The sequence below is a fragment of the Akkermansia muciniphila genome (assembly GCF_900184965.1).
Taxonomy (GTDB): Bacteria; Verrucomicrobiota; Verrucomicrobiia; order Verrucomicrobiales; family Akkermansiaceae; genus Akkermansia; species Akkermansia muciniphila_A.
Window position 1 is genome coordinate 158,377 of record NZ_FXYA01000162.1, and the last position, 16,064, is coordinate 174,440.

A 16,064-nucleotide genomic window follows, 5' to 3' on the forward strand; every position below is an offset into this window, starting at 1 on the left:
AGCATTATCCCTGCGCGTGTCATTCTTTTTTAAGAAGAACCGGCTTCATCAGAAACTCCTGAACAAAGACGCCTACTGCTGCGAGCGGCGGCGGACATCCTGGCTCAGGCGCATAGCGCAAAAATCCGGACCGCACATGGAACAGAAATGGGCTTTTTTGGCGTTGGCATGAGGAAGCGTCAGGTCATGGAAGGAACGCGCCTTTTGCGGATCCAGAGAAAGATTGAATTGATCCTCCCAGCGGAATTCAAACCTGGCCTGGGCCAAAGCGTTGTCCCTCCATTGCGCGGATGGATGCCCCTTCGCCAGGTCTGCGGCGTGGGCCGCCAGCTTGTAGGTGACCACGCCTTCCCTCACGTCTTCCCTGTCCGGAAGCCCCAGATGCTCTTTTCTGGTTACATAGCAAAGCATGGCGCAGCCGAGCTGGCCGATAATCGCCCCCCCGATAGCTCCGGTAATATGGTCGTAACCGGGGGCGATGTCCGTTACCAGCGGCCCCAGCGTGTAAAAGGGCGCTTCCATGCACCATTCCAGCTGCTTGCTCATGTTTTCTCCAATAAGATGCATGGGAACATGGCCGGGGCCTTCATTCATGACCTGCACGCCCGCCTTCCACGCGCGCATGGTCAAATCCCCCTGCACTTCCAGCTCCGCCAGCTGGGCGAAGTCGTTGGCGTCCGCCACGGAACCGGGCCGCAGGCCGTCCCCGATGGAGACGGCAATGTCGTAAGCCGCCAGAATGGAACAAATTTCATCCCAGTGGGAATAAAGGAAATTTTCCTGTTCGTGGATCATGCTCCACTGCGCCATGATGGAACCGCCTCGGGAAACGATGCCCGTCATGCGCCGCGCCGTATGGTTCACGAACCTGAGCAGAAGGGCGGCGTGCACCGTCACATAGTCCACACCCTGGCGGGCCTGCTCAAGCAGGGTATCGCGGAAAACCTCCCAACTCAGGTCAGCCACCTTTCCTCCCACCTTTTCCAGAGCCTGGTAAATGGGTACAGTCCCGATGGGAACAGGGGAGTTTCTTAAAATCCATTCCCTCGTCGCGTGGATATTCTTCCCGGTGGACAGGTCCATGACGGTATCCGCCCCCCAGTGAATGGCCCAGCGCAGCTTTTCCACCTCCTCCTCAATGCTGGACCCCAGCGCGGAGTTGCCTATGTTGGCGTTGATTTTTACCAGGAAATTGCGGCCGATAGCCATCGGTTCACATTCCGGATGATTGATGTTGGCGGGAATCAGCGCACGGCCCGAGGCAATTTCATCCCTGACGAATTCAGGCGTAAAGTAAGCAGGCATGCGGCAGCCCTTCCGGCGTTCCGGGGCATGCTGGTGATCCAGACGGTCGCGGGCCACCATGCTGGACGGCCCAAATCCTTCCTGCGCCTCCAATTCGGACGGCCGCGGCATCATGGTAAGCGTTTCCAGAGCTTCCGCGGCCCCGTCCGGGCGGCTTTTGGCGTTCGGATAGCGGTCGTATATCGCCTTGAAAGCCTGTTCCCTGCCCAAATTTTCCCGGATGGCGACAAATTCCATTTCCGGCGTAATAACGCCCTGTTGAGCGTAATAACGCTGTGTCACAGGCGTTTTACCCGCGGCACGCAGGGAGCGCTCCTGCCCCTCATCCTCTTTCACATCCCCGCGGGCCCGTATCCAGGCGGCACGCAGGGAGGGAAGCCCGTTCTCTGCAGTCCCTTCATACGCAGCGTCCCCCCAGGGGCCGGAGCAATCGTACACGCGCACCGGGTCATTAGGATGGGAGGTGCCGTCGGGCAGCAAGGTATCGCTCAAAAGGATTTCCCTCATGGGAACCCGGACATCCGGGTACAGACGGCCCGGAACATAAATGCGGCGGGAACCGGGATAGGACAAATTGGAGGTATCGTTCATGGGATGAGTGCTGTTCTGTTCCGGCAGGGGAACAGCGGAAACGAAACCTCCCCGAAAAACGGGACGAGCCCGTTCCATCGAACTCCCTGCGGCGGAATTATTCGCATCAGGTTTGAAGGGTTCTGCGGAAACAGCATGCCGTTCCCGCAATCTCAGCCTTTATTTGGGCACCCCTGCCGAACTGAAAAAAGAATAACATGGACTTTCTCTCCATCCAAGCGTTTTCCAGCCCGGCGTGGTGAAACCGGAGAGCCAAAGGGACGGCCTCCATTCCTCCCCCCGGACAATCCCCTTCCGCCCTTGTTAAATCGGCGGGCATGGAAGGAATCCATCAACGCCCCGGCCCCGCTTCTTCAAAAGCGTGAATATTTTCCGGGCTTCGAAAAGAGCAAAAGTTTTACCAGACCCCTGTGCGAAAAAAGAAAGACCTGTTTTCATCTCGTCAGCCATGTAAAGACAGGATAAACTTTTTTCTGGAATACGCCCTGCCGGCCGCAACCTTTCACCGGACACGGGGTTTATAGAAGGGTATTTCATGGACGAAGCACAAGACATGCCGCCTGCGGAACCAGACGAAGATGCCAAGCTGATGCTGAGGGTCAGGAATGGCGACGCTTCCGCCATGGAAATGCTGGTCCGCAAACACCAGAATTCCGTATATGCGGCTGTGGCCCGCATGTTGAACAATGGTCCGGAGACAGAGGACATCGCCCAGCAGGTATTCATCCGCATCTGGAAGGGAGCCGGGAATTACGAACCTTCCGCACGGTTTACCACCTGGATGTTCACCATCCTGCGCAATCTGGTGTTCAATGAAGTGCGCCGCCAGAAACGCAAGCCTACCACCTCCGCAGACGCCATGGAGGAGGAAGGTGGAATGGCCGTATTTCTGGAACCTTCCCAGGCCCCGGACGAAGCGCTGGAGCATACGGAACTCCGGCAAGCCGTGGACGCGGCAATCGCAGCCCTGCCGGAAAAGGCGCGGCTGGCCGTTCAATTGCGCCGTTTCGAAAACATGCCCTATGAGGAAATAGCCAAGGTGCTGGATATGACGGTTCCCGCTACCAAAAGCCTGCTGTTCCGCGCCAGAAACATGCTGAAGGAAGCTCTTGCTTCCTTTTTATCCTGACAATTGCGTCTTTCAAAAAATTAACAATGCACTGCCAGCTTTCCCGTCAGAGGGAGAGGAGCCATTTTCTGCACGGTTTTCCGCCTTTAGCGGCAAATAATCTCCCGGAGCCCGACGGCCAGGTCTTTTCACAAAAACACACCCGGAACAAAAAACGGGCCGTTCTCCAGAGGAAACGGCCCGTTCAACATGTTACCGGGAAACGGAATCAGCGCGCATTTTTGGCGTTAAGAACATCCTTGTAGGGAATTTTCAGGAAATTCAGCGCCCCCTGGGATTCGTACAGCACGCCCACATGGTTCTTGTCTACCGGCGCCAGGCAGGAATACCCCCAGCCTTTGCGGGCATCGTAAAGGAGCCACTTGTCTTCCGGCCATGAACCGGCGTCATCCGTAGAGGCTTTCAGCGTCATGTGGGAACGTCCGGATGTGGTATTGGGATTGGAAAACAGAACCACCCTGCCCGCCCCCGGCACGCCGTCCACGGCAAGCAGGCTGCCCTGACAGACCGGCTCCTTCAGCTGGGAAGTGCGGTTGGTGGGGTGTTTTTCCCAGGTCTGGCCCAGGTCCTTCGTAACGCCCACTACGCGGGAACCGCCCCAGTTGCACCGGGCGTTGATCATGATGGAACCGTCTTCCAGCTCAATCACCTGGGCTTCCGTCGTCTGCTGGTTGACGCCCGTGCCGCAGTGCCAGGTTTTCCCCCGGTCTTTGGAATAAACAATGGTGGACCACGGCACCCCCTTGCCGTCCCAATACTGGGCGGCGAAAACCAGCGTGCCGTCTTTCATGCAAATGCCGTTGCCGGGGCCATTGAACAAAATGCGCCAATCCTTGTTCTTGGTCTGTTCCGTGATATTAATCGGCTTGGACCAGGTCAGGCCATCGTCATCGCTGTAGGCCAGCACCAGCTGTCCGCAGGCCTCCGGGGAATTGTCTCCAGACTTGCTGCCCCAGATGGAATGCCTGTGGCTCCATATGGCGGCCACCCAGATGCGCCCCGTCTTTTCATCCACCAGAATGGCCGGATCCCCTACGCCTTTGGTAGCCCCCAGAGAAGGGGCAATCTTGGAATCATCAATGGCGATCTTGACGTCAGACCAGGTACGGCCTCCGTCCGCGGAACGGCTTACGCCCACGTCAATGTTGGCAGGCAGGTCTCCGGCATGATTGTACCGGATATCGTACACGGCCAGCAGAGTTCCTTTCTTGGAACGGGCCAGCCCGGGAATACGGTAAAATTTGGAGTTGAAATCCCCATGCCTGACTACGGCCGCGCCGATGCGCTGCGCTACGGGAGCCGCATTGGCAACCTTCACCAGTTTATTGCCCGCCACAAGGCTGGCCGGACGCACCACCACCCTGCCGTCCAGGGAGGCTCCTTCTTTCATCGTCACGCAAGCCCACAGGTAATTGTCTCCGGGCTCCAGCTCCATGTTCCCCTTCACAGAAATCTGAGGTCTCGTGGAACCGGCAAGCTTTACCGTGCCAAGAACCTGGGAAGAGTCTTTCGGAAACGGCTCTTCCCCATGATGAACGTGGGGCTCCTCTTCCCCCCGCATGACAGTCACGGATGCAATGTCGGAAAGCTTCGTCGTACCCGTAAAATCCAGATTGACGGCTGTCAGGAACTGGGGATTAAGGCAGCCGTCCGTCCGGACATTCAGGGAAAGAACAGGGTTGCACGGGATGCGCACCATCACCGGATAGGCGGAAGAGGCCATCTCCACCTGAGGATTCACCTTCATGGGAATACAGGGAACGATGAACAAATCGTCCAGCTTCATTCCCTTATTCTCCGGAGAAGTAAGCCTGAACAGCAGGGAACGCGTTCCGGCGGGAACACTGGCTTTTATCTTGGTATGAAACCCGCCCGTCCTGATATCCTTGCCGTCATAAATCTTCTTCTCTCCCTTCGGTCCTATGGCCACAATGGAAAATTCAAAAGGGGCCTGTCCGGTCCATCGCTCCGCCCAAGCTGACAGCCGGACTTCTCTGGAAGGAATATCCTTCAAGTCCAGTTTCAATTCGGTATCCTGCCCGCCGAACATCCGCAGGGAAGATTTCCCGGATTTTCCTCCTCTCCCGATTTCCGCCACGCCGTCCCCGCAGGACATGGGACCGTATTTGGTGGGAAGAGACGTGAACCTGCCTTGTTTGGCCTGCTCAAAGCTTTCCGTACCAAGAGCAGCGGGAACAGACAGCCCCAAGGCGCACAAAAGGGCCACCCCCGTTAATGTATTCAAAGATAAACGCATCGTATTTATGGTGTGTTTCGCTGGATATATACGCCGCTCATCAGGACAATCTTGCCCGGAGCAGCGCCATTTGCCGGTCCGTTTTCTAACACACGGCTTTCCGTTGCGTCCAGCCCCGCTTTGAACGGCCTGAAGAAAGACCAGTCCCTATTTTCCCGTTTTTCCTTCGGAAAGAGCCGCCGGCTCCACGGAAATCACGGGGCGTTCCGGGAAAGAACTGGAGTTCCGGTGCATATAGTAATGGGCCCAGTGAAGAACCACCTTGTCCCCCGGTTTGAGGGCGGATATCTTCTTCAAAACATCCGCGCCCTGCAGGAGGGGCTTGTGCGCCGGATTAACGTCCACCATCAGCTGCTCCTGCTTTTCATCGCCGTACTTGCCCGGTTTCCGGTAATCCAGGTACTTGACGATCCGGAAAACGGCGAAATCCCTGGCGTGGTCACACTTGTCCGGACACAGGGAAGTAAGAAACATGCATTTCCGGTGAATCATTCCCGTAAACTCCGCTTCCGCCACATGATCCGACAACAATTCCCCTGAAGGCAGTTTCGCATCGCTTTGTTCATTTACCCTTTCCGGATCCGCAATGGGGGAATCTTCAGCCTGAACGCTCCAGAATCCCGCCAGGCCCAGACAGACTGCCAGAATGCTCTTTTTCATCTTTCTATCCCTAGCCGCCGCAAAAACACAAGTCAAGAAGAAAGAGCTTCTGCTGCGGACACTGACGGGGCATCACCACGAAAAAAACATCCTTTTATTTTTTCTATCAACAGGTTGGATAATTTCTGGACTCTTTCAGGTTTCCAGATTGACGCACCGCCGTCCTTATGAGAAATTGGCAAAAGCAATATGGATAACAACCGTACCTCTACCGTGCCGATCGTTCCCCAACGGTACCGGCTGCCGTTCTTCATGCTGGTCTCCTGTTTTGCGCTGTGGGGCCTCCTGAACAACATGACGGACAACCTGGTCCCGGCATTCAGCAAAATATTCATGATCAATGCTTCGGAATCCGCCGGGGTTCAAATTTCCTTTTATGGGGCATACGCGGTGCTTGCCATTTTCGCCTCCATCCTTCTGGAGGAATTTTCCTACAAGGCGGGCGTCCTCATCGGACTGGGGCTCTACATGATAGGCGCGCTGTGCTATATTCCCGCCGCCATCGGGCAAAGTTTCGATATCTATCTGGCAGCCATCTTCGTGCTGGCCGGAGGCCTCTCCATTTTGGAGACCACCTGCAACCCCTTCGTTCTCTCCATGGGGGCCCAGGAAACGAGTGTCCGCCGTCTGAACTTCGCCCAGGCCTTCAATCCCATAGGCTCCCTGACGGGTATTTTCCTGGCCAAATATTTCATTCTGGCGCACTTGAACGATGCGGACATGGACACCCGCAAAGCCATGGACCCGGAACAGCTGAACGCCATTGTCAGCGATGAACTCTTCTGGGTGTGCGTTCCTTATGTGGGCCTGGTAGCCATCGCCGCCGTGATCTGGTTTTTCTTCTGCCGTTACCAATCTGACGATAAAAACGTGCCCACCCGGGAAAACACGCAGCCCATTTCCTCCAAACTAGGCCGCCTGGGCCTCTGCATCGCCCTGATTCTCATCCCCTTCCTGTTCCAGTACTATTCCTCTTTCGAATTCAGCATGGTGCAGCAAATCCTGATTATGATGATCGGCCCCATCGCCTTCCTGCTCATCATGCCGGACTACCGCTGCCAGCTTATGAAGCTGGTGAAGCTTCCGCGCTACTTCTGCGGCGTGGCTGCCCAGTTTTTCTATGTAGGCGTGCAGATCGCCGTGTGGACGTGGACGATTAAATACATCATGTCCGTCTTCCCCGGAATGCAGGAAGCGGCAGCCTCCAACTACTATATCTTTTCCATCATCCTGTTTATCGTCTGCCGCGCCATCACTACGGCCCTGATGAAAAAATTTAACCCGGCCAACATGATGTCCCTTTTCGCCGTCGCCGGCATTCTCTGCTGCCTGGGCACCATCTATCTGCCCAGGGAAATCTCCGTCTGGACGCTGGTCGGCATCTCCGGCTGCATGTCCCTGATGTTCCCCACTATTTACGGCATCGCCCTGCGCGGACTGGGGTCTGAAGTGAAACTGGGAGCGGCGGGCCTTATCATGGCCATTCTGGGCGGAGCAGTCATTACCCCGTACATGGGGTCCTGGATAGACAACACCACAGTAAAAAACCAGGTGGCCTATTTTGAATCCATCAACCGGCCCCTGATCGCGCAGGCGGAAGCGGCAGACGCCCGCAAATCCTTATCCGGAGCCATGCTGGCGCTGTACAGGATGTCTGAAGCCAACCCTGAGGACGGAGAAGAACAGGCCAGGGCCGCCGGCAAATTCCAGAAAAACCTGGCAACTTTCCTTTCCCTTCCCTCCCTGGAAGGGGCAGCTTTTGAGCAGGCGGCCCAATCCCTGCCCGGCTGTTCCTCCCTCAAGCCCGAGGAACTGGCCGTTTTCAAAGCCAATCTGGAACGCCTCCCCGCTCCTGCCGGAAGAGAACAGCAAATTCAGCAATTCTCCCTGATTCCCGCTCTCTCCACGCTCTCCGGGAACCAGGCGGAAGTGCTGGACAACCTCATTGCCCGCCCCCTGGATATGAAGCAATTCCAGACGGCCCAGGAAAACTTTGTGGAAAAAGCGGTACGGTCATCCTTCTTTATTCCCATCATCTGCTTTGCCGTGGTACTAATCTACGGCTTCTTCTTCCGCAACACTCATCTGAAAAAAGAAGAAGAGCCTGCCCGGGCATGACCACTTCACATCACCTACGCAAAATATGAAAACAGCATTACCAACCATCGGAATCCGCCCCACGATTGACGGTCGCCGCCTTGGCGTTCGGGAATCCCTGGAAGATCAAACCATGAACATGGCCAGGGCGGCGGCGGCCCTCATTGAGGCCAACATCCGTCACGCCTCCGGCGAACCCGTTAAATGCGTAATCGCGGACACCTGTATCGGCGGCCCGGCGGAAGCCGCCGCCTGCGCGGACAAGTTCAAGGCCAACAACGTCGGCGTCTCCCTGGCCGTCACGCCCTGCTGGTGCTACGGCAGTGAAACATTTGACATGGATCCGTTCACTCCCAAGGCCATCTGGGGCTTCAACGGCACGGAACGGCCCGGCGCCGTGTACCTGGCCGCCGCGCTGGCCGGCCTGAACCAGAAAGGGTTCCCGGCTTTCTCCATCTATGGAAAAGACGTGCAGGACGCCACGGACACTTCCATTCCGGAAGACGTAGCTGAAAAAATCCTGCGCTTCTGCCGCGCCGGCCTCGCCGTAGCCACCCTCCGCGGAAAAGGCTATCTCTCCATCGGCGGCTGCTCCATGGGCATTGCCGGTTCCATCGTGGACCAGTCTTTCTGGGAAAATTACCTGGGCATCCGCGTACAGGCCGTGGACATGACGGAAGTGCGCCGCCGCATGGACCAGAAAATTTATGATGAAGCGGAATTCGACCTCGCCATGCAATGGGCGGACTCCGTCTTTAAATTCGCCGAGGACAAAAACCGCCCGGACCTGAAGCTGGACGAAGCCGGACGCCGCAAAACCTTCAGGGAAAGCGTGCTGATGGCCATGATCTTCCGCGATATGATGCAGGGCAATCCCAAACTCAAGAAAATCGACCGCGAAGAAGAATCCCTGGGTTACCAGGCCATTGCCGGCGGTTTCCAGGGCCAGCGCCACTGGACGGACTTTTACCCGAACGGAGACATTGCGGAAACCCTGCTTAACTCCACCTTTGACTGGAACGGCCCGCGCGCCCCGCTTCCCTTCGCCACGGAAAATGACTCTCTCAACGGCGCCTGCCTCCTCTTCGGCTATCTGCTGACCGGACAAGCCAACGTCTTCGCGGACGTTCGCACCTACTGGAGCCCGGAAGCCGTGAAGCGCGTCACGGGTTATACGCTGGAAGGCCATGCCAAGGACGGCATCATTCACCTCATCAATTCCGGCTCCGCCGCCCTGGACGGCTGCATGGCCTGCACGGACAAGGACGGACAGCCCGTCATGAAAAAACACTGGGACGTCACTCCGGACGATGCGAAAACCATGATGGAGCAAGCCGTCTGGTGCCCGGCCAACCGGGAATACTTCCGCGGCGGCGGCTACTCCGTCCATTACGTCACCAGGGGCGGCGCTCCCGTCACCATGATGCGCCTGAACATCGTCAAGGGGCTCGGCCCCGTTCTGATCGTGGCGGAAGGCTGGTCCGTGGAGCTGCCTGCCGAGGTGCACAAAACCCTGGACGAACGCACCGATCCGGGCTGGCCGACTACCTGGTTCGCCCCGCGCCTGACCGGCAAGGGAGCCTTTACGGACGTGTACAGCGTCATGGCCAACATGGGAGCCAACCACGGAGCCTTTACTTACGGCCACATCGGCGCGGACATCCTGACGATGGCCTCCATGCTGCGCATTCCCGTATACGCCCATAACATTCCGGATGACCAAATCTACCGCCCCTCCGCCTGGGGTCTCCACGGCACTGCGGACCCGGAAGGGGCTGATTTCCGCGCCTGCGCCAACTACGGCCCGCTGTACGGGAAATACTGAAAACGAAAGGCAACAGTTAATAGGTAATAGTTAACAGCTTCGGATAAAACATGGCAGAAAGTCTCGTTTCCTCTAAAAGCTTTTCTCTCTCGGGCCGCATCATTGAATGATGCGGGCGCTTGAAAAAGCAGGAGGCAAGCGGGAATTGCCCATCCAGCTCATACGTTCCGGTACGGGCATTGCCGCCAATTTATTCGAAGCTGTCTATGGAAGCAGCAGAAGGGATTTCTTTCCCAAAACCCGCATATCCTGAAGGAATGTTCCGAGACGCATACATGGCTTAAACTGCCGCATGCCGCCGGAAGCCTGACGAAAGCGGAAGTATTCCTTTATCGACCAGGACTGCACAGAAATCCTTAACATGCTCATTTCTATTAACAAAACAGCTCAACCGGATTCCTATTAACTTTTCACGATTAACTCTTAACTCATGTACTCCCTTTGCTTGGACTGCGGCGCGACTAACGTGCGCGCCATGGTTGTGAATGAACAAGGCGTCATTGTGGGGAAAGCCGCACAGCCGAACGCCACGCTGCCCGGTGAGGAAAATCCCGAATTTCATATCTGGGACGCCGACCGGATTTTCAAACAGCTCTCCGAATGTGCCGTGAAATCCCTGGAAGGTCTGGATGTCAAACAGGTGGTGGCCGCCACGGTTACCACCTTTGGCGTGGACGGGGCGCTTGTGGATGACGCCGGCAGTCTGCTCTGTCCAGTCATCTCCTGGAAATGCCCCCGCACGGCGGAGGTCATGAAAAACATCGGCAAATATATCCCGCAAGAGGAACTTAACCGTATCTCCGGCGTGGGGGCCTTTGCCTTCAATACCATTTACAAACTCGTCTGGCTCAAGGAAAACCACCCGGAACTTCTGGAAAAAGCCCATGCGTGGCTCTTCATCTCCAACCTGCTGGCGTACAGGCTCACCGGCATCATGGCGACAGACCGGACCATGGCAGGGACCTCCCAGCTCACGGATCTGGAAACGGGAGATTTTTCCGAACTTATTTTGAACCGCCTCGGCCTGAGACGCAGCCTCTTCCCTGCCATCGTGAATGCAGGGGAAACTATCGGCCACCTTACGCCGGAAGCGGCAGACGCGATGAATCTCCCGGCCCTGGAGGGCATTCCCGTCATTTCCGCCGGGCATGACACCCAGTTCGCCATTTTCGGATCCGGCGCAGAAAAGGACCAGCCCGTCCTTTCCTCCGGCACATGGGAAATCCTGATGGCACGCTCCGCGCAGGCCACGCTGACCCGGGAAGATTATGAGGACGGCGCCACAGCGGAATTCGACGCGGAATCCGGCCTGCTCAACCCCGGGCTTCAATGGCTGGGTTCCGGCATTATCGAATGGGTGAAAGCAGCCTGCTTTCACGGGGAATCCTATGACGCCATGGACGCGGAAGCAGCCGCCGTCCCTCCCGGATGCGACGGCGTAACCATGATTCCGGACTTCCTGGCCTCCGGAGACCGGAAAGGCTCCATTAACGGCCTGGTGCTGGGAAAAACACGCGGCCATATCTACCGCGCCGCCATGGAAGCGCTCACCTGGCGGCTGAAATCCCGTCTGCGCCGTTTGGAATCCGTGGGCGGGTTCAAAAGCGAATTCCTTATCCTGGTGGGCGGAGGCGCCAGAAACAGCGTCTGGACCCAGATGAGGGCGGACATTCTCCGGATTCCCGTAAAAGTCTCTGAAGTTTCAGAAAGTACGGTATTGGGAGCATCCATGTTTGCCTTTGCGGGCGCCGGGGTGTACTCTACGCCGGAGCAGGCCCGGGACGCCTTCGGCATTACCTACCGGACATACATGCCGGGTTCCCAGGAAGCCGCCTACGAAAATCTCAATCAATAACACGCTATTACATCTCAATATGTCAGAAGACTGGTCAATCTCCCCACCCCTTCCGGACAAAGTGTTCCCATGGGAAAAATACAACCCCGTCTCGCGGGAGGAAGTGAATGAATTCTTCCATTCCCCGGAAATTCTGGTTATCAAGGAACGCATGTGCGACATAGGGCGCCGCCTGTGGAACCGGGAATATGTGGACGGCAACGGGGGCAATATCTCCGTGCGCGTGGCCCAGAACCTGCTGCTCTGCTCCCCCACCCTGTGTTCCAAAGGCTTCATGACTGTGGAAGACATCTGCATGGTGGACATGGACGCGCGCCAGAAGGCGGGCATACGCCCCTCCACCAGCGAGGTGAAAACGCACATTGCCATGATGAAATCCGTGGGAGTCAATGCCTGCATTCATGCCCACCCCCCGCACTGCAATGCTTTCCTGTTTGCCGGACAGGTTCCCCCCTCCGGAATTAATCCGGAAGCGGATATCTTCCTGGGACATATCCCGCTGGCCCCTTACGGAACGCCCGGTTCTCTGGAAACGGCCCGGGCTGTGGCGGAAGCAGCCAAACAGTCCACCGTCGTTTTCATGGAAAACCACGGAGTCATTACCGGAGCACGTGACGTGGAAGAAGCGGAATGGTTCATGGAAAATGCGGACGCCTACTGCCGCATGGTGCTGATGGCCGGCCTGCACAAAGCGCCTTTGAACCAAGTGGGGCCGGAAGGCGTGGCGGACTTCCTCGCTATTCGCAAATCCATCGGCTACGCCGTGCCGGACAATCAGCCCCTGTACAACACGGAAACCTACGCCGGTTACAGGCTGGGCAAATCCGGCAAATAACGCATTCACTGTTTTTCAATGGGGCGCCGGCATCTGCTCTGCAAGGCGCCCCTTTTCCCCCAGCTTTCTCCCTGCCCCGTTCTTTCCCGCGGCCCGCGCACACGGATAAAATCCGGTTCCCGGCCTTTTTGATGGGCGTTTATCCGTCTTCCTTACCACCTGCCTTACAGAAGGGGTTCTTCATGCCCGCATCCTCAAGTTGCTCGGAAACAACATTGGAATGCAATATTCTTTCATAAAAAGAATAAATAATTAAGGATAAAACAGTTCCAGATAATCTTCAAAGGTTTTCATGGCGCTGAGAAAAAGGGCTGCTGACAGCGAATTTTGAATCCGCTGTCAATCCTATTATTTTAGTGGGATATGCATTTTTTTGGGCCGCCATGGAAAACGCGTGTTCTGAACTGATGGTAATGTATTGATAATAAAAAAGCTGTATTTGTCTCTCATGGCCCTTCGGATACTGGCCGCCGCTGTTCTCCGGGGATAACGCGCGCCTGCCGTTTCACGGAGGACATATTTTGGAATAAGCGGGATATTTTCTAAGACTTTCCCTGTCAAAACGCAGCGTGAACAGCGGATTCAAAATCCGCTATTTAGCGGGCCTTCCAATATTAATGATTCTTTTTAAAAGATATGAGACTTCTTCTTCCATTGCCGTTGCGCCGCTTCCTGCTGGGTCGCCTTCTGTTTTCCGTAACGCTGGCGACTGCCGCTTCCGGGGCGGAATTCGTGGTGGACGCCTCCCAAGCAACCAACCCGGGGCAGCATGTGTATAACACGCTTCAGGAACTGGCTGCTTCCGGAGCGCTGTCTTCCGGGGATACCGTCATTCTGCACAATGACGATTCCTCGCTGACTGGCGGTCTGACGGTAGCCGTCAATTTCCGGTCCAATGATCCGGATACTTTCCGCACCATCGATTTGGCAGGATTGGGAGAAAGGGAATGCCTTTATGATTTTTCAGGGGCAGGGTTAAATGACATAACATTGGAAATGAATTCCATCATCTTGAGCGGTTCCGTAAAACAGCTAGCTCGGAGCATGACCGTGTCTTCGTTAATGATAGAAGGTAAGGTACAATTTGACCGCAACTGCGTAGAAAACAGAAGAGATAATGTCGATAGAATTGCCATTGCTCTGTTACATAGCTCTCATCGTGGAGAGATTTTGAAGTTAGGGGACGGCGTTATTTTTTCCAACAACTGTGTGCTAGGCGTTGATAACAGGAAGGCACAGGGCGGGGTATTGTTAAACAGTTCAAATTCGCCGATCACCATAGGAGATCATGTTATCTTCTCTGGCAATTATGCTTTCAGCAATTTGAATCAAGCTGAAGGAGGGGTTATTTATAGTCACGATAATACAATAACCATAGGAGACAATTCCTTTTTTATCGGCAATTATGCTTCCAGCAACTCCACTACAGCTATCGGAGGAGTTATTACCTCCAACAGAGCAAAATCTACTGTGGGCGCCAATGCAACCTTTATCGGCAATTATGCTTTCAGTAATTTGGATAGAGCTTTTGGCGGCGTATTCTACTCCGTGAGACATCAAATTGTTGGCATGGGATTTCATGGAGCAATAGCTGTAGGATCCAATGCTACATTCATCAACAATTATGCTTTCAGCAACTCCACTATAGCTTCGGGGGGCGTGATTTGCTCTAGTGGGGACATCTCTTTCAGCGACGGGGCAACTTTCATCAACAACTATGCCAAAACCAAAGGGGGGGCCATCATGTCAGCAGCAAAACTCGACATTATCGCTCTGACGAAAGACGTGCTCTTCAGCGGCAATATGACCGGGGGTGCTTTCACCCGCCATGACGACGGCACCTTCTCTGTGGAAAACGGCGTCGCCAATGCTATTTACCTTACTACGGCTGGAGAAATCCCCGGAGGTACTATAGGGACGCTGGGCAGGCTCGCCTTAGCCGCGGAGGAGGGGCGTGAAATCCGCTTCAACGACCCGATTACCAGCCGGAATGAACACTCCGACCGTCCACTTACTCTCACGCTCAACCGTTACACGGATGAGGAAGGGAATGTCCAGGACACGGACGGAACCATCATCTTCAGCGGCGAACTCTACCAGGGGGATGAAGCCCACCTCGCTGCCAGCCGCTACAACAACTTCGTGGCCGACACCACCCTCTATGGCGGCTCCCTCCTGCTGAGCGGCAACGCCGTCTTCGGCAGGAAGCTTGAAGACATGCGGAATCTGGGCAATGACTCTTCTTCCCTGACGGTACGGCAGGGCACGCTGGAAATCACCGGAGGAAGCACGGCCAACGCCACCGCCTTCTCCCTCTCCGGCAGGGACGCCGTGCTGCGCCCCGGAGACAGCGCCTTCATCAACGCCAACACCGCCGACTTCTCCCGCGGCTTCACCTTCGACATGCGCCACCAGCTCCAGGCCGGGCCGGACTCCGGCCCGGGCCTGACATTATCCGCAGCCCAATCCTTCACGGCCGGAGGCCTTATCGGCGTGGCGGACACGGGCTCCAACGCCCCCTTCTTCTACGCGGACCGCTCCTGGAAACAGGACCGCGTCTTCCTCGTGCTGACGGACGCGGAACACACCCTTCAGGGAAACTTTGACGGGGTCGTCTCCCAGGCCACGGGAACGGACCGGGTGGACTCTCCCTACTCCTACACGGGAACCTGGAGCCACCGGTGGACGGACGCCGACGGGGACGGCTATGCCGAACAGCTCCAGCTGGTCTGGAAGGCGGACGGAACCCCCATCAGCAGCATTGACCCGGAACTGGCCGGTGAGCTGGCCTTCAACTCCCTCTGGAGCTCGGCCTCCAACGCGGCGGCCCTGGGCGGCAATGTCCTTTCCCGCCTGAACGCCTTCCGCCTGGCCGACAAGCATGCGCGCGACCTCTGGGCCATGGGCCTGGGAGACTTCGCCCGGCAGCGCAGCCGGGGAGGCGTGGACGGCTACGACTACAACGGAGGCGGCTACTCCGTGGGGGCGGACAGCGGGTTCGGCCATGACAACGGCATCTGGGGGATCGCCTTCGGCCAGCTCTACGGGCATGCCAAAAGCCGGGACTTCCAGGGCCGGAACACGCAGGACACCCGGATGGGCTCCCTGTACTGGGGCCGTCTGCTGGAAGAAAGCAGGCGCGCCCGCTGGACCTTCAAGGGAAGCCTCACGTGGGCGGAGACGCACAACAAAATGAACAGCCGCCTGGGCGGAGCTCCGGCATCCGCGGCCAAATGGAACAACGAAACGTGGCTGGCGCAGGCGGAAGTGTCCCGGACGGCGGACTATGCCGGAGGGTGGAGGCTGACGCCCTTCCTGAGGGTGGAATTCACGCACGGCACGCAGGACGCCTTCCGGGAACAGGGAGGGTACGGCCGTGATTTCGGAGGGGCGTCTCTGAAGCGCCTGTCCATTCCCGTGGGGCTGGAAATAGGCAGGACGGACGAATGGAAGGGAAAGCCGTGGGCACAGGCCCTGCGCGTGTCCTACGTGGGAGACGTCCTGCAGGAC

The 16,064-nt window shown here is 56.7% G+C and carries 9 protein-coding genes, 1 pseudogene and 1 riboswitch; of the genes and pseudogenes, 6 read left to right on the plus strand and 4 right to left on the minus strand.

Annotation, left to right across the window (positions count from 1 at the left end; all coding sequences use genetic code 11):
* Positions 1–72: 72 nt before the first annotated feature.
* Together thiC and CI070_RS13895 are read right to left on the minus strand one after the other, a co-directional pair.
* Positions 73–1,896, minus strand: coding sequence for a phosphomethylpyrimidine synthase ThiC (gene thiC / locus CI070_RS05215; protein WP_094137134.1), 1,824 nt, complete (start codon positions 1,894–1,896; stop codon positions 73–75).
* A gap of 65 nt (positions 1,897–1,961) precedes the next feature.
* Positions 1,962–2,081: riboswitch (TPP riboswitch) on the minus strand.
* Between the two features lie 118 nt (positions 2,082–2,199).
* Positions 2,200–2,433, minus strand: coding sequence for a hypothetical protein (locus tag CI070_RS13895; protein WP_143247155.1), 234 nt, complete (start codon positions 2,431–2,433; stop codon positions 2,200–2,202).
* On the opposite strand from CI070_RS13895, the gene CI070_RS05220 reads away from it, so the two are divergent.
* The gene (locus CI070_RS05220) at positions 2,432–3,025 is read left to right on the plus strand and encodes an RNA polymerase sigma factor (protein ID WP_094137109.1); all 594 of its coding nucleotides are present in this window, start codon (positions 2,432–2,434) and stop codon (positions 3,023–3,025) included. The two genes, CI070_RS13895 and CI070_RS05220, sit on opposite strands and share 2 nt — an antisense overlap.
* A 208-nt stretch (positions 3,026–3,233) precedes the next feature.
* Here the strand turns inward: CI070_RS05220 and CI070_RS05225 are convergent, their stop codons facing one another.
* Positions 3,234–5,282, minus strand: a complete 2,049-nt coding sequence (locus CI070_RS05225; protein WP_094137110.1) for a sialidase family protein — start codon at positions 5,280–5,282, stop codon at positions 3,234–3,236.
* A 147-nt stretch (positions 5,283–5,429) separates the two neighbouring features.
* The gene (locus tag CI070_RS05230) at positions 5,430–5,942 is read right to left on the minus strand and encodes a hypothetical protein (protein ID WP_094137111.1); all 513 of its coding nucleotides are present in this window, start codon (positions 5,940–5,942) and stop codon (positions 5,430–5,432) included.
* 189 nt (positions 5,943–6,131) lie between these two features.
* On the opposite strand from CI070_RS05230, the pseudogene CI070_RS05235 reads away from it, so the two are divergent.
* The 5 genes and pseudogenes from CI070_RS05235 to CI070_RS05255 form a co-directional block, all read left to right on the plus strand.
* Positions 6,132–7,508 (plus strand): annotated as a pseudogene (locus tag CI070_RS05235) (sugar MFS transporter); the annotation flags it as partial.
* Positions 7,509–8,085: 577 nt separating this feature from the next.
* Positions 8,086–9,864 (plus strand): L-fucose isomerase, encoded by a 1,779-nt coding sequence (locus CI070_RS05240; RefSeq protein ID WP_094137113.1) that lies wholly within the window; start codon positions 8,086–8,088, stop codon positions 9,862–9,864.
* 430 nt (positions 9,865–10,294) lie between these two features.
* The gene (fucK, locus tag CI070_RS05245) at positions 10,295–11,719 is read left to right on the plus strand and encodes an L-fuculokinase (protein ID WP_094137114.1); all 1,425 of its coding nucleotides are present in this window, start codon (positions 10,295–10,297) and stop codon (positions 11,717–11,719) included.
* Positions 11,720–11,738: 19 nt separating this feature from the next.
* On the plus strand, positions 11,739–12,554 hold the full coding sequence (locus tag CI070_RS05250; protein ID WP_094137115.1) for a class II aldolase/adducin family protein: 816 nt from the start codon (positions 11,739–11,741) through the stop codon (positions 12,552–12,554).
* Between the two features lie 636 nt (positions 12,555–13,190).
* Positions 13,191–16,064 (plus strand): autotransporter family protein (locus CI070_RS05255; RefSeq protein WP_143245701.1); only part of this gene is annotated, 2,874 nt, incomplete at its 3' end.